The sequence below is a fragment of the Chitinophaga flava genome (assembly GCF_003308995.1).
In the GTDB taxonomy this organism is placed as follows: domain Bacteria; phylum Bacteroidota; class Bacteroidia; order Chitinophagales; family Chitinophagaceae; genus Chitinophaga; species Chitinophaga flava.
In genome coordinates, this window is the sequence record NZ_QFFJ01000003.1 from 15,098 (window position 1) to 34,117 (window position 19,020).

The 19,020-nt window shown below is 46.2% G+C and carries 15 protein-coding genes; 10 read left to right on the forward strand and 5 right to left on the reverse strand.

All coding sequences use genetic code 11. The features are described from left to right. The first annotated feature begins 130 nt into the window (after nt 1–130). A complete protein-coding gene (locus tag DF182_RS30985) occupies nt 131–1,342 on the forward strand; it encodes a serine hydrolase domain-containing protein (RefSeq protein ID WP_245957650.1) in 1,212 nt (403 codons plus the stop codon). A 103-nt stretch (nt 1,343–1,445) separates the two neighbouring features. Here the strand turns inward: DF182_RS30985 and DF182_RS30990 are convergent, their stop codons facing one another. Next, the gene (locus tag DF182_RS30990; RefSeq protein WP_113619796.1) at nt 1,446–2,423 is read right to left on the reverse strand and encodes a cation diffusion facilitator family transporter; all 978 of its coding nucleotides are present in this window, start codon (nt 2,421–2,423) and stop codon (nt 1,446–1,448) included. A 178-nt stretch (nt 2,424–2,601) separates the two neighbouring features. Here DF182_RS30990 and DF182_RS30995 point away from each other — a divergent pair, with 178 nt between their 5' ends. Both DF182_RS30995 and DF182_RS31000 read left to right on the forward strand, forming a co-directional pair. Further along, nucleotides 2,602–3,189, forward strand: coding sequence for an HD domain-containing protein (locus DF182_RS30995; protein ID WP_113619797.1), 588 nt, complete (start codon nt 2,602–2,604; stop codon nt 3,187–3,189). 16 nt (nt 3,190–3,205) lie between these two features. Then, nucleotides 3,206–3,718 carry a hypothetical protein gene (locus tag DF182_RS31000; protein ID WP_147243607.1) on the forward strand — a complete coding sequence of 171 codons (513 nt, stop codon included), beginning with the start codon at nt 3,206–3,208 and terminating at the stop codon, nt 3,716–3,718. A gap of 75 nt (nt 3,719–3,793) precedes the next feature. On the opposite strand, the gene infC is transcribed toward DF182_RS31000, so the two are convergent. Then, complete coding sequence (infC, locus tag DF182_RS31005) at nt 3,794–4,471, reverse strand: translation initiation factor IF-3 (RefSeq protein ID WP_113619799.1); 678 nt, start codon at nt 4,469–4,471, stop codon at nt 3,794–3,796. Between the two features lie 169 nt (nt 4,472–4,640). Beyond that, nucleotides 4,641–6,602 (reverse strand): threonine--tRNA ligase, encoded by a 1,962-nt coding sequence (gene thrS / locus DF182_RS31010; RefSeq protein WP_245957654.1) that lies wholly within the window; start codon nt 6,600–6,602, stop codon nt 4,641–4,643. A gap of 693 nt (nt 6,603–7,295) precedes the next feature. Between thrS and DF182_RS31015 the strand changes: the two genes are divergently transcribed. Continuing rightward, on the forward strand, nt 7,296–7,820 hold the full coding sequence (locus DF182_RS31015; RefSeq protein WP_113619801.1) for a hypothetical protein: 525 nt from the start codon (nt 7,296–7,298) through the stop codon (nt 7,818–7,820). Between the two features lie 21 nt (nt 7,821–7,841). On the opposite strand, the gene DF182_RS31020 is transcribed toward DF182_RS31015, so the two are convergent. Continuing rightward, nucleotides 7,842–10,202 carry a TonB-dependent receptor gene (locus tag DF182_RS31020; protein ID WP_113619802.1) on the reverse strand — a complete coding sequence of 787 codons (2,361 nt, stop codon included), beginning with the start codon at nt 10,200–10,202 and terminating at the stop codon, nt 7,842–7,844. Between the two features lie 69 nt (nt 10,203–10,271). Continuing rightward, a complete protein-coding gene (locus tag DF182_RS31025) occupies nt 10,272–10,862 on the reverse strand; it encodes a DUF3347 domain-containing protein (RefSeq protein ID WP_161964333.1) in 591 nt (196 codons plus the stop codon). A gap of 228 nt (nt 10,863–11,090) precedes the next feature. Here DF182_RS31025 and DF182_RS31030 point away from each other — a divergent pair, with 228 nt between their 5' ends. The 6 genes from DF182_RS31030 to DF182_RS31055 all read left to right on the forward strand — a co-directional run bounded on the left by DF182_RS31030 (nt 11,091) and on the right by DF182_RS31055 (nt 19,008). Next, nucleotides 11,091–13,064, forward strand: coding sequence for an ABC-F family ATP-binding cassette domain-containing protein (locus tag DF182_RS31030; protein WP_113619804.1), 1,974 nt, complete (start codon nt 11,091–11,093; stop codon nt 13,062–13,064). A 77-nt stretch (nt 13,065–13,141) separates the two neighbouring features. Further along, complete coding sequence (locus DF182_RS31035; protein WP_113619805.1) at nt 13,142–13,828, forward strand: response regulator transcription factor; 687 nt, start codon at nt 13,142–13,144, stop codon at nt 13,826–13,828. Between the two features lie 6 nt (nt 13,829–13,834). Further along, a complete protein-coding gene (locus DF182_RS31040; RefSeq protein WP_113619806.1) occupies nt 13,835–15,202 on the forward strand; it encodes a HAMP domain-containing sensor histidine kinase in 1,368 nt (455 codons plus the stop codon). Between the two features lie 98 nt (nt 15,203–15,300). Next, nucleotides 15,301–16,578, forward strand: coding sequence for a TolC family protein (locus DF182_RS31045; RefSeq protein ID WP_161964334.1), 1,278 nt, complete (start codon nt 15,301–15,303; stop codon nt 16,576–16,578). A 4-nt stretch (nt 16,579–16,582) separates the two neighbouring features. Further along, nucleotides 16,583–17,674 carry an efflux RND transporter periplasmic adaptor subunit gene (locus tag DF182_RS31050; protein ID WP_161964335.1) on the forward strand — a complete coding sequence of 364 codons (1,092 nt, stop codon included), beginning with the start codon at nt 16,583–16,585 and terminating at the stop codon, nt 17,672–17,674. Between the two features lie 8 nt (nt 17,675–17,682). Next, entirely contained in the window at nt 17,683–19,008 is a 1,326-nt protein-coding gene (locus tag DF182_RS31055; RefSeq protein ID WP_113619809.1) for a carbohydrate porin, read from the forward strand. Nucleotides 19,009–19,020: the final 12 nt, after the last annotated feature.

The following is a 19,020-nucleotide window of genomic DNA, read 5'->3' on the forward strand; positions in this document are numbered from 1 at the left end:
CTTAAAAATATATTAAAAGCTTGCCGAGAGTCAGGTAATATTTGGTACACAAACACAATGAGTATAATTTTAGCGCCTTGTATTTTATCGAGAGAGAATCAGCATTAAGTAAGTCAGTGAATCACCTCTAATGAAGCGATTGAAAGCAGTAAGCATCATCTTATCTATCACAGGTATTGCCATTATCTCCAGTTGTCAGGGCAATGCCGCGCGTAACAAAGCAAGCAGAAAACAAGCCATATCAGACAGTACTTTGTACACGCTCAATTTAACGGCAGCGCAAAAAGAGGCTATCCTCAAAGCTCCGCGCACCATGCAGTTACAACAGGAACTGAGTTCATTTTACAGCAACAAACTACTACGCAGTGGCTTCAACGGAGCCATCATTGTTGCTAAAAAAGGTGTCATCATTTTCGAGCAATATCATGGTTTCGAAAATTACCGCACCAAAAGTCCGGTCATGGACAGCTCATCATTTCAGCTTGCCTCCATTTCCAAAACCTTTACCGGCGCTGCTGTATTATGGCTGGCCGAAAAACAGAAGCTAAGCCTGGAAGACTCACTGCAGAAGTTCTTCCCACATTTTCCTTATAAAGGTATCAAAGTACGCATGCTGCTGAATCATCGCAGCGGCTTGCCCAACTATCTGTATTTCTGCGACAGCCTGGTAAAAGACCAGTCTGGTTTCCTTACCAATGATGAGGTGATCAGACTAATGGAACAGCATAAGCCGCGTATTCAGCATCTGCCGGATACTCACTTCCAGTATTGCAATACCAACTATCTCCTGCTGGCTTCGATTATTGAAAAGGTCAGCGGACAAAAATATGCAGACTTCATGCAGCAGACATTTTTCAGGCCGCTGCATATGGTCAATACTTTTGTATATGACCCTACCTCTTCACCTCATCCTCATCAGACCCAAAGCCATAAGTACAACGGGCAGGCAGAACCCGATACTTATTTCGACGGAGTGATGGGCGATAAAGGTATTTACAGTTCCGCACGCGATATGCTGAAATGGGACCAGGCACTGTATTCCGGTCACCTGCTTGACTCAGCCACACTGAAAGCTGCCTACACACCTTACAGTCATGAAAAAGCAGGCATCCGTAACTATGGGCTGGGCTGGCGACTGATGGTATATCCGGACAGCACCAGAAACATTGTTTACCACAACGGCTGGTGGCATGGCAACAATACTGTGTTTTACCGTTTTGTGGAAGATACCACCACCCTGATCATCCTCGGCAACAAATATAATCGCGGCATATACCAGGCTGTAAAGCCTATCCGGGAAATGCTGGGACATGATGATGGTGAAGAAGCCGGAGCAGAATAAATACCCAAAGGATTTTTAAACCAGTCGTATAAAAATAGAGAAGCGAAGATTACCACAGCATGGTCATCTTCGCTTCTCTATTTTATCTAAAAAAGATACCGGCCTACCCGTGTTTTCTGTTGGGCAGCACGTTATCTCTTGTCCAGGTAATTTCTCCGGTGAAAGCGTGTTGTCTTACCGGGCATGCATCCTTCAGGCAATAGTGGCAGCAGGAAGGAATACAGGGATCCATATGAATAAAAAATTCTACTTCTCCCTCTTCAAACTCTTTATTGACCAGTACTTCCACCTTTTTCACTTCATCATGCGCTTCATTAAGACTCAGGTAATAAGGCATGGTAATATGGCAATCGATATGGTAGTTGTTGCCGTATTGTTGCACTCTCATATTATGAACGTCTATCCAGTTAGGCACCCGGTGAGACGACAGGATAGCAATCACCTTGTCCACCACTTTCATATCTGTTTCGTCCATGAGGCCGGAGATAGAACGGCGCATCAGCTGGTAACCTTTAGTCAGAATCAGTATACTCATTAGCACGGAAACTGCAGGGTCCAGCCAGTTCCAGCCGGTATAGTGAATTACACTCAGGGCAACTATCAGCCCTGTGCTGCTGTATACGTCTGTCATGATATGCTGACCATTACCGCTGATGGTAATGGAGCCCAGTTGCCTGCCAGCGCGGATCAGGTACAGTCCCAGTAACAGGTTGGCAACAGTGGTAGCTCCCAGCAGCCATAAGCCGCTTTCCATGCTATGCAACTCTTTCGGGCTGATGAAATACTGCACCGCTTTAAAAAGGATGAGCATACCCGCAAAAAAGATCATGGCACCTTCGAAGCCGATGGAGAAAAATTCCACCTTACCATGTCCATAAGGGTGATTGGCATCTTTGGGCTTGCCGGAGAGGTAAATACTGTAGCAGGCAAAACCACCGGCGACTACGTTGATGATAGACTCCATTGCATCAGAGAGGATGGCTACGGAGTGGGTCATGTAAAAAGCTACGAATTTGGCCACCGTTAAGATAAAACTAACGATAAGCGACACCAGGATGACGCGTAATTCTCTTCTAAGCAAGGATTCAGATTGAGTGTATGATAAACCGCAAAGGTAAGGTTATTCTGAAAACGGGAGTGGTATCTGGTCTTGAAAATTAATATTCCGGTAACACCCTTCAACAGAAATTTTCCGATCTTAATAGGCATATCCCGTTCCTCATAACAATTTAAATCCTAACGTAAACCTATAAACGAAAATGACAAATAGAGAAATCCGGGCTACCGCTATTGTGGACGAGCTCTTCGGGTTGTATGAGCAGCATGGCCATCATGCTTACGGAGAGCAGGTGACCATGTTGATGCATATGATGCAATCGGCGCTGATAGCGGAACAGACAGGCTTTGATGATGAGATGATACTGGCGGCTTTTTTACATGATATTGGCCATTTTTTTGAAACAGGCGGGCAGATGGACATTTACGGAGCCAGGGCCCACGACACTATCGGTTATCGTTATCTGGTATCCTGTGGTTTTCCGGCGAGAATGGGTCAGCTGGTGGCCAGCCATGTGGCAGCCAAAAGATACCTGACCTGGACAGACAGTGCCTACTATGAAACCCTCTCCGAGGCGAGCAAGGAAACATTACAGTACCAGGGTGGCCCGATGACGGAATCCGAGGCCATGGTGTTCAGGGCAGACCCTTTGTTTGAACAGTATATACAACTGAGGATATGGGATGATATGGGGAAGGATCCTGATATGCCGGTAGCAGCAACAGACCTGGAACGTATGCGGGACAAAATGTTGCGTTATCTGCTGGCCTATGGGCAACTGGAAGAATAATTTTATATTGCTGTCTATGGATTTACGCAAAAAAATACTGACAGCGCATAATAAAGAACATTCTCTCTATATCGCGGGCTGGATTGGGCAGGATGCCCAGCGTTTTGCCCAGTTGATGAAACTCTTTCTGGAAGATGAGTACCGGGTAGTACAGCGGAGCGCCTGGATTATCAGTATTGTAGCAGACCAGCATCCTTCCTTACTGGAGCCCCATTTACGGGATATGGTCAGCCGGATGGATATGCCGGGACTGCCTTCTGCGGTGAAGCGTAATGTGCTGAGGGTAATGCAGGATATGAATCTACCTCCCGAACTGCATGGAGAGGTGATGAATGCCTGTTTTCATTATATAGAAGACCCTAAAGAAATGATTGCTATCAAAGCCTTCTCTATGACGGTGCTGGCCAATCTGGCCAAAGCATATCCGGATATTAAAAACGAGATCCGGGTGGTATTGGAGGATCTGTTAGAACACGATCCTTCGCCCGGTATTCGTTCAAGGGCAAGGAAAGTGATGAGCTCTCTTTGACAAACAAAAAGGCGGCACAACAAGTATAAGCTACTTGTTGATGCCGCCTGTATAAGTTAAAGATGCCAGTTAAGCTTAAGCCTTTTCTTCAGGTTTGCTTTCAGTAGCACGCGGTTCCCTTGGTTCCCTTGGTTCTCTTGGCTCCCTCGGCTCTTTTGGTTCTTTTTCTTTCTTCTTGGCTCCTTTCGGGGCGAAGATGGCGATCATACGCTTACCTTCCATGGTGGGCATGCTTTCGAGGCCACCTACCTCAGCCAGCCTTTCGGCAAACTTCAGCAGGATCAATTCTCCACGCTCCTTAAACATGATCGCACGGCCTTTGAACTGTACATAGGTTTTCACCTTGTTACCTTCTTTCAGGAAGCTTTCAGCATGTTTAGCTTTAAAGTCGAAGTCATGATCGTCGGTGTTAGGCGTAAAGCGGATTTCTTTCACCTCGCTTTTATGCGCCTTAGCCTTCATTTCTTTTTCCTTCTTCTTCTTTTCGTAGAGGAATTTATTGTAGTCGATGATGCGACAAACAGGGGGTACTGCGTTTGGAGAAATTTCAACGAGGTCCAGGCCTTGTTCTTCGGCCATACGCAACGCATCCTCGGTCCTGTAGACGCCCACCTCCACATTCTCACCTACCAGTCTGACCTCAGGAACGCGTATCATCCTGTTGGTCCGGTGTTCTTGTTGTTGTTCCCTGCGGAAATTTGGGTTTTTACCCCTATTATTACCGCCAAAATTTGGTCTGGGTTTTTGTTGCATTAAAAAAATTAAAATTTATTAATTAATTGTCCAAAGTCCATGGTCCACATTACACGCATGGACCAGAGACAACATATACAAAAGTAAGGGGAAATTTCAGTGCAATTAACATACCTGATTCAAGGAATGTTCATTGTTTTATATACTTTTTTTCCACATTTGAAATTGCTTACTCAATTGGCTTGCGGTTGATGACTTCTTCATTCACCGTTGCGATGAATTGTTCCAGGGTCATGGTTCCGAGGTCCCCTTTAGCCTGACGGCGTACTGCCACTGTATTATCAGTAGCTTCTTTTTCACCGAGGACCAGCATGTAAGGGATTTTAGCCAGTTCTGTATCGCGGATTTTCTTACCTATTTTTTCACTCCTATCGTCAATCTCTGCGCGAATTTCCGCTTTTTTTAGCAATTCTGCCACTTTTTCTGCATAGGCCTGTGTCTTCTCACTGATGGGCAGGATTTTCACCTGGGTAGGTGCCAGCCAGAGTGGGAATTTACCACCACAGTGTTCTATGAGAACAGCGATGAATCTCTCCAGTGAGCCAAACGGTGCACGGTGGATCATTACCGGGCGGTGCCGCATGTTATCTGCACCGATGTATTCCAGTTCAAAACGTTCGGGCAGGTTATAGTCTACCTGAATGGTACCCAGCTGCCATTTACGGCCCAGGGCATCTTTCACCATGAAGTCGAGTTTGGGACCATAGAAGGCAGCTTCACCGTATTCGATCACTGTCTTCAGTCCTTTTTCAGCGGCAGACTCGATGATGGCCTGCTCTGCAAGGTTCCAGTTCTCTTCAGAACCGATGTACTTGCTGCGGTCTTCCTGATCACGCAGAGATATCTGTGCGGTGTAATCAGTAAAGCTGAGGCTGTTGAACACATACATTACCAGGTCGATCACCTTCTGGAACTCTTCTTTTACCTGATCCGGGCGGCAGAACAGGTGAGCATCGTCCTGAGTAAATCCTCTTACACGGGTAAGACCGTGGAGTTCACCATGCTGTTCGTAGCGGTACACGGTACCAAACTCGGCAAAACGCACAGGAAGATCTTTGTAGGACTTGGGCGAGCTCTTGTACAGTTCGCAGTGGTGCGGACAGTTCATTGGTTTCAGCATAAACTCCTCACCTTCTTCCGGTGTATGGATAGGCTGAAAACTGTCTTTACCGTATTTCTCGTAGTGACCGGAAGTCACGTACAGATTTTTGTTACCGATATGCGGTGTTACTACCGGCAGATAACCGCTGGCAAGCTGAGCTTCCTGCAGGAAACGCTGCAGTCTTTCACGCAGCATAGCACCTTTAGGGAGCCACATAGGAAGACCGAGACCTACTTTTTCAGAGAAGGTGAACAGTTCCAGTTCCTTGCCCAACTTACGGTGGTCACGTTTTTTCGCTTCCTCAATCAGTGCCAGGTATTCATCCAGCTCTTTCTGGTTAGGGAAGGTAATACCGTAGATGCGGGTGAGCATTTTGTTTTTCTCGCTACCCCTCCAGTAAGCACCAGCAATGCTGGTCAGCTTGATTGATTTAATAAAGCCGGTATTAGGGATGTGTGGTCCGCGGCAGAGGTCTGTAAAGCCTCCCTGTGTATAAAATGTGATGCTTCCATCAGGCAGTTCATTGATGGTTTCCACCTTATAGGGATCTCCTTTATCGGTGAAATAGGCCAGTGCGTCTGCCTTGCTTACATCCTTGCGTATGTATTCGCTGTTCTTTTTAGACAGCTCTACCATTTTAGCTTCGATCGTCTTCAGGTCATCGTCGGAAATGGTGCGGTCGCCCAGATCAATATCGTAGTAAAACCCGTTTTCAATAGAAGGACCATACCCCAGTTTCACACCAGGATACAATGCTTCCAGGGCTTCGGCCATCAGGTGCGCAGAGGAGTGCCACATGGTAGATTTACCATCTGTATCCGTCCACGTCAAGAGCTGCAACGTTGCATCCGTTGTAATCGGGCGTGTAGCATCTACTACCTGCCCATTAACTTTTGCTGCCAATACTTTACGTGCCAATCCTTCGCTGATGGATTTGGCAATGTCCAATGCAGTTGCTCCCGATTCATACTGACGAACTGCGCCATCCGGAAAAGTGATATTTATCATACGTTTTACTATTAGCGTCATACTTTTTTATATGCGCTATATTTCCTTTATAAAATGTTTGCGAAGTTAAGAAATAGTTTGTTAGCTTTTGCTTAGTCCGCCATTGAATTACAGGATTTTAAAAATAATTATCTGTACGGCGGTGGGGTATCAGTCCTGAAAGTTAACAAGTAAACAAATATAACAAATTTGCCTCACTTTAAAAAACGGCTGATCGGCGAATTCTCAAAAACCTGACAAAATCGTTATTGCACAATGACGATAACAGGAGAAAAAACTCACCGTTTTTTCCTGGATTACCAATGAGTCCAAAAAACGATAGAACCCGCTACTACAAACGCACTAAACAGCTACCACTCCTTTCATCTCCTCTTCTTCCCAAAAAGAAATGCAAAAAAAATACTGTGCAAAAAATTGGGATGATCAATGACCCGGGATACCTTTGTCATATCATTCAAAAATATTCATCATGTGCAAATCAAATCATAAAATCATATGATAATGAATTTAATACATTAAACTTCCAGTGAAAGCTGCTAAAGGAAAGGATCAATAAGGTGGAAGCCGATTTATCGAAGATGGAAAACTGGGAATGGCGCAAGTTTGATCCTATCAACTACCATTTTAAGGAAAGCTGGATGAGCTGGAGAAAATGGCAAAGCAAGCTAAATGGGACTTTTTAAAGAACACTTTGTTTAAACCAAATCAAAATTTATGTTCGCTAACAGTCTAAAAATTTATGACATATTCAGGCTTGACCTACATCTCAGTGATGATAAAGCTATGGAACTCGTCAATGAACTGGACACCACTATCTGTTCCCACTATGACGAAAAGCTAAGTACCCTGGCCACCAAGGCGGAGCTACAACTATTGGAAGTAAGAATGGAAAACAGCATCCGGGAGATCAAAGAAACCATGGCCACCAAAGCGGAACTAAAGGAGGTGGACAACAAAGTGGAACAACTCAAAATCCAAATAGAGCAAACACTAGTCACCAAAGATGCATTCGTAAAAGAAATGAAAGATTTGAGAGCAGAAATAAAATCCGATTTTAAAGAGGTATTCGACAAGATGGATAATATGAACAACAAGATGGATGGTTTAAACAATAACTTGAACAACAAGATCGACGCCAATTACAAAGACCTCAACAAATTCATCAAAATCATAGGAGTGGTAAAAGCCGTTATCATCCTCTCCGGCATTCTCGGGCTTCTTATGGCATTTAAAAAATAGCCCCTCCTTCACCTATTTTCATTAAAATCTGAAATTATACGTTACAGAAGGGATGATCGGAAACAATGACACCTGCTTGGCTTTTACCGTCAAAGACCCATCAGCAACACCTCCCTCCTGATCAAAATAAATAAAATAGGGATTCTTCCGGCTGTACACGTTGTATATAGAGAAGGTCCAGCTACTCTTAATCCGTCTCTTTTCTTTTTTAGGCTTCGGTGTATAGATAGCCGACAAATCCAACCGGTTGTAGGAAGCCATACGATATGAATTGATATTCCCGTAACCTTGTATCAGCGTACCTTCCATGAAATAAAAGCGTTCCGGTAATGTGGTAGTATTACCTGTCCCATAAATAAACACACCCGACAAACTCCAGCGCTTGTTCAGTTCCCAGGTAGCTACAGCCACCAGATCATGACGACGGTCGTATTTGGCCGGATACCGTTTTCCGTTGTTCAACTGTGGGAACTCCCGCCAGGTCCAGGCCAGCGTATATCCCAGCCAGCCCGTAAGCCTCCCCTTTTTCTTGTTGATAAAAAGTTCCGCACCATAGGCCTGCCCCTTGCCGAAAACAAAGTCCAGCTCCGGATCGGTCAGCGAAGGCGTATATCCTTCCCGGTACTCGATCTGATTACTCATATCTTTGTAATAGACTTCCAGAGAGGTCTCATAAATATTTTCCTTAAAGTTGCGGAAATAGCCAGCTGAATACTGCCATGATAGCTGGGGTTTTACCAGGTAAGTACTGGGCACCCACACGTCTGTAGGCAACGTAGTACCGGCATTGGAGACCAGGTGTATAAACTGGTAATTACGCGTCACGGATGCCTTTACAGAGCTATGATCATTCCAGGCATACCGCAGGATAATACGCGGTTCGAGGCCCCCATAACTCCTGACCGGCTGGCCACTTGCATATTTTATACTGTCTATCGGCCTGCCGGAAGCATCCCTGGCATAACGTATATAGGGCCCAATCTGCATAAAACCGCTATAACGCACACCTGCATTGAGTTGCAAACGAGGGGATATTTCCCAGTCATCCATCAGATAAACACCTATTTCATGGGCATATTTCTTAAACGCATTCTCCGGACTGAATTTGGTAGAGTCCTGTCCCCCACTCACCGTACTGGGTGTAAACACATGGTAGATATAGTTTCCGCCAAACCGGACATGATGCCGGGTGCTTAAAAAATAATCCAGATCCAGCTTGGCATTTGCATCACGGATACCGGAAGACAACCTTATATCAAAATTATTTTGCAGGGCGCTGAACTGAAATTTATAGTCATTATAAATCAGGGACGTATTGGCAAACAGCTTGCTGTTGAACACATGGTTCCAGCGTAAAGTAGCAGTACTGTTGCCCCAGGGGATCTTCACTTCAAAACGGCGGTTGGAACTGGAGAAACTGAAGACATCCCTTCCCAGATAACCGCTCAGGAACAGACGGTCTTTATCGGAAAGGATATAGTTCATTTTCATATTAAGGTCATAGAAATAATAACCGGAACCGCTATAGGAAGTGTTTTTGATAAAGGGTTTGGTGATAAGGTCAATATAGGTACGACGGCCGGAGATGATGAAGGAGGCTTTGTTTTTTTTGAGAGGTCCCTGGAGTGACAGCCGCGAGGCAATGAGGCCTATCCCTCCTTCTCCCTGGAAAGTTTTATTGTTACCTTCCTTCATGGCAATATCAACTACAGAAGAGAGCCGTCCGCCATAGTTGGCGGGCATACCGCCTTTGATCAGCGTTGTATTTTTGATGGCATCTGCATTAAAGACGGAGAAAAAACCGAACAGATGGCCGGTGTTATAAACAGGGGCTTCGTCCAGCAGGATCAGGTTCTGATCGGGTCCGCCACCGCGTACATAAAAACCAGCATTCCCTTCTCCTGCAGCCTGTACACCAGGCATTAGCTGCAGCGCTTTCAGCACATCCACCTCTCCCATCAGTGCCGGCAGCTTCTTTACATCAACAGCTGTCATTTCAATACGTCCCATGTCTGTACTTTTTACATTCGCATGTTGCTGCTGCCCGGTAATCACCACCTCCTGGGCCACATAGGAATGTGGCAGCATTTCCATGTTCCGGACGGTATTGCTGCTCAGGTTGAAGATAAAGGCTTTGCTTTCATAGCCAACAAAAGAATAAATTATTGTATAGGTGCCCGCAGGCAGTGTAAGAGAGTAAAAGCCGTAGTTGTTGGTTTGTACGCCAGTACCGGCATCTTTTACCTGAATAGTGGCTCCTGGGAGGAATTCGCCGTTGGTACTATCTTTTACATACCCACTAAGGGTATAGCGCTGCGCCTGTACAGACACGCAGGCAATAAGGATCATCAGGAAAGTAACCGCATTACAGACAATCTTCATAGTACTGTCTATTGTTCCGGGGTTTGGCCAGGACAATAGACAGTAATTTACGATTTACCTTTCAAGTAATTACTGATAACTTAAAGTATCTTTTGTTTCGCCGCAATGCAGCATCTTCTTTCCGAAGTAAGGATTGAGGATTTCAGGTTTCTCACTGAGCCAGTAGGCGCCTTTGTCATCGAATGCCATGGGGCAATACTGATGGTAAACGGTTTTTCCTTTCAGCCCTGTATTCTTAACCAGGTCGAATAACATATCAGACACCATCTGGAAAGAGGCACGTTTACCCTCCAGACCTGTTTCGCCTTCAAAGCCGGCCAGTTCAGCACTGATGCTGCCGGTGGTGCCGGTAATGATGCCTAAATGGGAACTATCCATCTGCAGGCTTTGAACCGGTAAACTGTCCATATGTTGTTTCAAGACTGCCGCCGCATTGTTGGCCGCCACGCTGTCTGCTTTTACCAGGGCATCTGCCAGCTGATAATAGGAGTGCATCGCCAGCTGCAAGGAGTCGTAATACACCTGGCTATATGGCGCCTGCAAAGCTGCTGCAGGTGCAGTAGCTGCTTCTTCTGTCGTTTTCGGGGCAGCCTGCTGACATCCATACAAAGCAGCTGCTATCAAAAAGGTCCCTATGGGAACACGTACGCTAAAGTTCATAGATGGTAGCATTTTAAGGCGATAGCATCGCCCAGCAAAAGTAGTAATAATAAGCGGACTGAAAATCAGGCAGAAAATGTTAAAATCTTAATCTCCATTAAATCTTTTTAATTTCTAATTAATTATTAAACAACCAGTAATGCATATAAATTATACAAAAAACAGCTAAACATTAAAATGATATAAGTTCTGGTTACCTTTGCACGTTTTTATACAATTTTTGATTCTATGTTAATCGCATTACAGGACATTACTTTTGAGTTTGGATCCAGGGTTATCCTGGAAAATTCTTCCTGGCATATTGAGCCGGGTGATCGCGTTGGCCTTATCGGACTGAATGGAACTGGCAAGTCAACCCTGCTGCGTATTATCAACGGCGAATATTCCATTTCCAAAGGAAGCGTCAATAAAAGTAAGAACCTGACGATTGGGTTCTTCAACCAGGACCTGCTCAGCTTTGAAACACAGGAGTCGATCCTCACCGTAGGTATGATGGCTTTCGGCAAAGCGCTGGAACTGGAGAAGGAAATCGAAAGGCTCACCAAAGAGCTGGAACATGACCAGACAGAGGAATTGCTGCATCAGTTCAGTGATGCCCTTCATGAATTTGAGGCGCTGGACGGTTACAACATGAAGCACAAAACCGCTCAGGTGTTGGAAGGCCTTGGTTTTACCACCGCCGACCTGGACCGCCCCTATAGCGAGTTTTCTGGTGGATGGCGCATGCGCGTTCTCCTGGCCCGCCTGATCCTGCAGCAGCCCGATGTGCTTATGCTTGACGAGCCCACGAACCACCTCGACCTTCCATCCATCGAATGGCTGGAACGTTATCTGGTAGGCTATAATGGCGCCGTGATCATCGTATCGCATGACCGTTATTTCCTGGACCGTATGGTGAACAAAATCGTGGAAGTATACCAGCAGGAACTGCACCACTACGCAGGATCCTATGCCGACTATGAAGTGGAGAAAGAACTGCGCCGCGAAATGCAGCAAAGGGCTTACGAAAACCAGCAGGACTACATCCGTCAGCAGGAACGCTTTATCGAGCGTTTTAAAGCAAAAGCCTCCAAAGCCGCACAGGCACAGAGTATCGCCAAAAGGCTTGATAAACTGGAACGTGTGGAACAGGTAGACAATGGTCCTTCTAAAATCAAGATGAACTTCACCGTAGACAAAACACCGGGCAAGATCCTGTGTACGCTGAATAATATCAGCAAAAACTATGGTGATATTCAGATATTAAAAAATACCAGCGCCGAAATCAACAGAGGCGACAAAATTGCCCTGATAGGTGCCAACGGTAAGGGTAAATCCACCCTCCTGCGTATCATAGCGGGTATGGAAGCCATGGAAGGAGAACGGGTTCCGGGCCATAACGTAGTCACCAGCTTCTATGCCCAGCATCAGCTGGAATCGCTGGACCTGAGCAGTGAGATCCTGGACGAGCTGAAAAACTTCGGCTCCGGCCGTACAGAGCTGGAATTACGCCAGCTTCTGGGCTGCTTCCTCTTCACCGGCGATGACGTATTTAAAAAGATCCGTATCCTCTCCGGAGGTGAAAAAGCAAGGGTAGCCCTGGCCAAGACCATCATCAGCCAGGCCAACTTCCTCATGCTCGATGAGCCTACCAACCACCTGGACATGAACTCCGTGCAGATGCTGATTGATTCCCTCGCCAAATACGAAGGCAGCCTGGTACTCGTATCGCACGACCGTTATTTTGTAAGCCAGACCGCTAATAAGATCTGGGAAATCGTTGACGGGGAAATCAAGGAATTTAAAGGCACCTACACCGAATACGAAGAGTGGAAAAAAAGAATGGCCGCACAAGCGCAGGCACAGCAGGCTCAGGTGAAAGCCCCTGCCGCCAGCGAAAGTAAAAAAGAAAACAAACAGGCGCCTGAAGCCAGTACCCCCGCTCCCGCCACCAAAGGCGCCATCAATAAGGATGTACAGCGGGAACTGCAAAAACAGCAGAAACAGTTTTCACAGGTAGAAGGGCAACTGGCCAGCCTCAAAGAACGTAAAGCCAACCTGGAAGCCTCCTTGGGCAACCCAGGCACCTATAATGACAGAACTAAATTTGCCCAGGTAGAAAGCGAATACCAGGAAGTATTGAAATTCCTCGAGAGAGCCAACGAACAGTACGAACAATTATTCGAGAAAATCATGCACCTGGAAGCCAACCTGGTAAGCTAAATCCATTACGAATGATGAATTACGAATTGATCACCATTCGTAATTCATCATTCGTAAGGATCATAAAATCTCCCTTTATGCAAAAAATACTGGTGGTGGAAGATGAAGTCAAAGTAGCCAACGCCGTTAAAAAGGGGCTGGAAGAAAATGGTTTTGATGTGGAAGTAGCATACGACGGGCGGATGGGGAAAAGCCTTGCTGCCAGTAATCACTACGACCTCGTCATTCTGGACCTCAACCTGCCCCATAACAACGGATACGAACTCTGCGAAGTCATCCGCCGTAAAAACAACCGTGTACCGGTGATCATGCTCACCGCACTGGGAGGTGTGGAAGATAAAATGCAGGCATTTGAACTGGGAGCCGACGACTATCTGGTAAAACCCTTTGATTTCCGGGAACTGCTGGCACGTATCCGTGTATTCCTGAAACGCGCCGGATCTGAAGCCCCACACAGTACACAGTACAAGATCACCATTGCCGACCTGGAAATAGACCGTGAGAAAAAAGAAGTAACCCGTGGCGGCAAAAAAATTGCCCTCACCGCCAAAGAATACCAGCTGCTGGACTTCCTCGCCTTGCATAAGGGTAAAGTCATTTCCAAGCTGACCATTGCCGAAAAGGTCTGGGACATTGATTTTGATACCGGTACCAACGTCATTGAAGTATACATGAATTTCCTCCGCAAGAAGATAGATAAAGACTTTGAACAGAAGTTACTACATACCAAAACCGGTATGGGATACTATCTTGCGGAAGAATAACCCTGCATGAAGATAAAGTATAAAATAGCACTGTATTATACACTATCAGCTTCCCTGATGCTGATCGCCTTTGCCGTGCTCGCTTATTATTTTTCTGCCAAATCCAGAAAAGCTGAATACCTCGAAAGACTCGAATACCGCGCCCGGTCTATCGCCAATGTAATTATTGAAGACGGCAACGTAAAGGTAGATCTGTTACGTAAGCTGGACCGTACCACTTTCCAGGACCTGTACAAGGAGACTATCCTCGTATACAATCCATCCTACGACCTGCTATACAGCAACCTGAAAGACACTACCATCCGTACTCACCGTAGTCTGCTGGATTATATCAAACAAAATAAACTATACAGCTACGATAAGGGCAACGGCGAAGTAGTAGGTGTGTACTACACTGAAGGCGACATGTCGGTGGTCGTGCTGGTATCTTCCTTTGATAAATACGGTTTCCAGAACCTGCAAAACCTTCGTCAGATACTACTGCTGGAACTGGTCACCGCTGTTCTCATCCTCGTGGGCGTGGGGTACTTCTTTGCCCGGAAAATGGTACAGCCCATCGACCGGCTGGTACAACAGGTAGACAGTATCAACGCCAATAATATGCAGGATGCCCAGGTGGCTGTTAAAGGAAAAGATGAAATTGCCACACTGGGCGCTAACTTCAACACCATGCTGCAACGTCTGAGCGACTCCTTTGACCTGCAGAAAAGTTTTGTCAGCAACGCCTCGCATGAACTGCGTACTCCCCTCGCCGCCATCATCAGCCAGTTGCAGGTAACCCTGTCGAAAGAACGAACCAAAGAAGAATACCAGTCGGTGCTCGCCTCTGTACTGGAAGATGCTGAAAACCTTTCAGACCTCTCCAACGGGCTGCTTCAGCTGGCACAGTCAGAGCTGAACCAGGAACAGTTTGTATTCGCCAGTGTGCGGATCGACGAACTGCTGATGGACATGGCTAATCTGATTCGTTTAAAACAGAAGGCCCACAACAAGGTGGATATTCAGTTTATCAAAGTACCGGAAAACGAACTGCTGGTGACCTGCTTTGGTAATGAAAGTCTGCTGAAAGTACTTTTCCTGAACCTTGTAGACAATGCCTGCAAGTTTTCTCCGGACAACAGTGCACATGTATGCATCGATTTCTTTACCCAGTACCTTACTGTACAAATCAAAAATCAGGGGCCGCTTATCACTGCCGATGAGATCAACAAAATCTTCGAACCATTTTACCGTGGCGAAAATGCGCACCAGACGCGCGGTCATGGCCTGGGACTTTCTATCTGTAAGAAGATCGTTCAGATACATAATGGCCATATCACGGTAACCTCCAATGAAGAAGGCAATACTTTCACGGTGATACTCCCGCATCTCTGATCTCATCTTATCTTAATGCTTTTTTAATATGATTTTAATACATCTTAAAGCCGTCTTTAATTTGGCTTGGGGAGCTTTGTACCATGAAAATTGGCATTATGCGAACCAAGACGGCACTGATTCTATCAGTATGCATTATCAGCCTGGGCATTATACAACCTATACAGGCACAATCTCCCGCTAAAACGGTCACTCTTCAGGCCGTGGAAGACTCCTTCCTGGTTAAGAACTATCTGTTACTGGCACAACGTTACCAGATCGATGCCTCCAAAGCATTGACACGTCAGGCAAAATTATGGAATAACCCATCATTCAGCACGGTACTGGGTTTCGGTAGTACAGACAAGGTCCAGCCCTTTAAGGTAGGCTCCGGAGGGGAAACACAGTACACCATCGACCAGCTGATACAACTGGCAGGTAAAAGAAACAAAAACATCCAGATCGCTGCAGCTGCCACCAGGATGAACGAGGCTACCTTCGATGAACTGGTGCGTACCCTTCGCCTGCAGCTGCGCGAAAACTTCTACACCCTTTACTACCGCCGTCAGACAGGCAAAGTACTGAAAGAGCAACTCGAAAATCTGCAGCGTATCGTAGACGCCTATGTGGCCGCAGATAAAAAAGGTAGTGTGGCACACGCAGACCTGGTAAGGCTGCAGGCCCTGCAGGTAGGTATTGAAAACGATTACGCTGACCTGAAACAGGAAGAACTGGAAGCACAGAAAAACCTGCAACAGTTACTGCATAGCCAGGATTTTTACGAAGCAGTGGTTACCGGTACTGACCTCGCCCCCTATCGCCTTGATCATATCCAATTATCCCCGCTGCTCGACAGTGTGGCCATCAACCGGCCCGATGTGCGGATTGCCAGCGTAGAATACCAGACAGCTGAACTCAACTACCGCCTGCAAAAATCCATGGCGGTGCCCGACCTTCACGTGGGTGCTACATATGACAAAAAAGGTAGCTACATCGATAATTTCATTGGTCTTACCCTGGGTATTGATCTTCCGGTGTGGAACCGCAATCAGGGCAATATCCGTGCAGCAAAGCTACAGATAGGTGCAGAAAAACAACAACTGCAACAACAACAGTCCATTGCACAAACAGAAGTGCTGAATGCCTACCAGCGCATCGTAGCCCTGGAAAAACGTTATAAGAGCTTCGATCTGCACCGTTTCCAGGACGAATTTGATACACTCATTGCTGAAGTAGCCAAAAACTTCAGTAAAGGAAATATCTCTCTGCTGCAGTTTATCGACTATTTCAACAGCTACAGCGACAACGCCAAAAACATCAACAAGTTTTTATCCAACCGGGTAAACGCTTATGAAGAACTTAATTACGCAACAGGACAAGAATTATTTAAAAACTAAGCACATGAAACAGCCTATTATCCTCGTTGGCTTTTCGCTGCTGGCAGCAGTTATATGGAGCGGATGCAAACATAGCCAGGCAGAAGATTCAGAAAAGAGCACGTTCGTACTGAGCGATACAATGTTAAAAAACACCCGCATCGATACTGCTCACCTGCAACCAGTGATGAATGAAGTACGTTTATCCGGTAAGGTAGCCCCCAATGGTGGCAAGGTATTGAAAGTATATCCACTGGTGAGTGGTTATGTAGAAGATATTAAAGTACAGCTGGGTGATTATGTCCAGAAAGGACAGGTACTCGCTGTCATCCATAGCGCCGAAATCGCCGACTACGAGAAACAACTGGCCCAGGCCCGTTCCGATCGTTCCGTAGCAGAGAAAAACCTGAAAGTAGCTCAGGACCTGTATGACAGCCGTCTGAGCACGGAAAAGGACGTAGTCAATGCCAAAGGTGAACTGCATAAAAGTGAAGCGGAAATTACCCGCCTCAACGATCTCTTCAAAATATACCGCAAAGGGAAAGGCGCTACTTACCTCGTTACCGCTCCTATCTCTGGTTATATCATTGAGAAGAACATCAACAACAATATGGAAATCCGTACAGACAACAGCTCCAATATCTTCACCATCTCCGAACTGGACGATGTATGGGTAATGGCCAACGTGTTTGAAACAGATATCGCCAAAATCAAGGAAGGTTACGAAGCCGAGGTAGTAACGGTGAGTTATCCCGATCAGCCCTTCCATGGGAAGATTGACAAGATCAACAACTTCCTGGACCCTGCCACCAAAACCATGCAAATAAGAATCCGGATCGATAATAAAAACATGTTGCTTAAACCGGAAATGTTTGCTACTGTTTATATTAAGTACGCAGACCAGGACCACAAGATTGCTGTTCCTTCCGCCTCCATCATCTTTGATAACAGTAAGAACTATGTGCTGGTATTTAAAGATAAATTCAATATCTCTGTAAGACAGGTGGAAGTTGACAAAACAGCTGGTGATCTGACCTATTTACAATCAGGCCTTCAGGCAGATGAAAAAGTAATTTCTAAAAACCAGTTACTGATATACGACGCATTGAAAGATTAAGCGGGAACATGAGGCAATTATCATCTTCTATAATACTAATAGTACTGTTTGCAGGTAAACTGGCAGGACAAAACAAGGTAAGGGACAGCATCCTTCCCTATACGTTCCATTTCCAGCAAACGCTGGTGACCCAGGGACATTTTAACTTCCCTGCGAAATATTCCGGCGTCAACAGCTTTCAGACGAGCGAAAGCGGTAAAACATCTATTACCAGTACAATTTATGCAGGCATCCGCCCATTGCGGAACCTTGAACTATATATAAACCCGGAACTTGCTGGTGGTGAAGGTCTCAGCCATGCCACCGGCATTGCGGGTTTCCCAAACGGGGAAATCTACCGGGTGGGTGATCCCAAACCCACTATCTATCTGGCCCGGGCATTTGGTGCGTATACCCTGCCATTAACCAGCAAAACCACTGTAGATGAAGATGATCTGAACAATGTAAAAGGCCTCACTCCTACCCGCTACCTGCGGTTTATAGCCGGCAAGTATTCCCTGGCTGACTTCTTTGACCTAAACGCCTTTAGTCATGATCCCCGTACCCAGTTTCTTAACTGGGCACTTATGAGCAATGCTGCCTGGGACTACCCGGCAGATGTGCGGGGATACAACATGGCCTTAACCGTGCAATACCAGTACGACAACTGGATGGTACAGGTGGCGACTTCTCTGGAGCCGCTGGTGGCCAACGGTTCCAAGTTGAACTTTAATTACGCTAAATCCAACGGAAATGTACTGGAGGTTACGCATACCCATCAGCTGAAAAAGCATGAAGGGAACATCCGGCTGATGGCCTATCTCAACCAGGCGCCTATGGGTAATTACAAAGAAGCTATTACCGTCGCAGCCGCCAGGGACACCGTACCGGATATTACCGCGGTAAGGCGTAATGGCCATACCAAATACGGATTCGGTATCAATATGGACCAGGAAGTCGGCAGAAATGCCGGCGTTTTTGCCAAAGCATCCTGGAGCGATGGACATAACGAAACCTGGGCCTTCACCGAAGTAGATCAATCCATCAGCGCAGGCTGGCTGCAACACGGAGCCCCCTGGCATCGCCCTCAGGACAATGCCGGCGTCGCCCTGGTGGTCAATGGTCTGTCGCCTGACCACCGCCACTATCTTGAGGCCGGAGGCGCAGGGTTCATCATCGGTGATGGCAAGCTGAACTATGCCCCCGAAATGATCGCAGAAGTTTTCTATCAATTAAACATTAGCAGGCTACATATTGCTCTAAGCCCCGATTACCAGTTTGTACTGCATCCCGCCTACAACAAGGACCGTGGGCCCGTACACATCGTCGGATTAAGGACCAGAGTGGCTTTTTAAAGAACTGGAGTT

What these genes read in the sequence shown, in the direction of transcription:
- DF182_RS31035 (WP_113619805.1), top strand. Translation starts at nt 13,142, where the DNA reads ATGCAAAAAATACTGGTGGTGGAAGATGAAGTCAAAGTAGCCAACGCC.
- DF182_RS30995 (WP_113619797.1), top strand. Translation starts at nt 2,602, where the DNA reads ATGACAAATAGAGAAATCCGGGCTACCGCTATTGTGGACGAGCTCTTC.
- DF182_RS31030 (WP_113619804.1), top strand. Translation starts at nt 11,091, where the DNA reads ATGTTAATCGCATTACAGGACATTACTTTTGAGTTTGGATCCAGGGTT.
- DF182_RS31025 (WP_161964333.1), bottom strand. Translation starts at nt 10,862, where the DNA reads ATGAACTTTAGCGTACGTGTTCCCATAGGGACCTTTTTGATAGCAGCT.
- infC (WP_113619799.1), bottom strand. Translation starts at nt 4,471, where the DNA reads ATGCAACAAAAACCCAGACCAAATTTTGGCGGTAATAATAGGGGTAAA.
- DF182_RS31000 (WP_147243607.1), top strand. Translation starts at nt 3,206, where the DNA reads ATGGATTTACGCAAAAAAATACTGACAGCGCATAATAAAGAACATTCT.
- DF182_RS31045 (WP_161964334.1), top strand. Translation starts at nt 15,301, where the DNA reads ATGCGAACCAAGACGGCACTGATTCTATCAGTATGCATTATCAGCCTG.
- DF182_RS31050 (WP_161964335.1), top strand. Translation starts at nt 16,583, where the DNA reads ATGAAACAGCCTATTATCCTCGTTGGCTTTTCGCTGCTGGCAGCAGTT.
- DF182_RS31055 (WP_113619809.1), top strand. Translation starts at nt 17,683, where the DNA reads ATGAGGCAATTATCATCTTCTATAATACTAATAGTACTGTTTGCAGGT.
- DF182_RS30985 (WP_245957650.1), top strand. Translation starts at nt 131, where the DNA reads ATGAAGCGATTGAAAGCAGTAAGCATCATCTTATCTATCACAGGTATT.
- DF182_RS31040 (WP_113619806.1), top strand. Translation starts at nt 13,835, where the DNA reads ATGAAGATAAAGTATAAAATAGCACTGTATTATACACTATCAGCTTCC.
- DF182_RS31020 (WP_113619802.1), bottom strand. Translation starts at nt 10,202, where the DNA reads ATGAAGATTGTCTGTAATGCGGTTACTTTCCTGATGATCCTTATTGCC.
- thrS (WP_245957654.1), bottom strand. Translation starts at nt 6,602, where the DNA reads ATGACGCTAATAGTAAAACGTATGATAAATATCACTTTTCCGGATGGC.
- DF182_RS31015 (WP_113619801.1), top strand. Translation starts at nt 7,296, where the DNA reads ATGTTCGCTAACAGTCTAAAAATTTATGACATATTCAGGCTTGACCTA.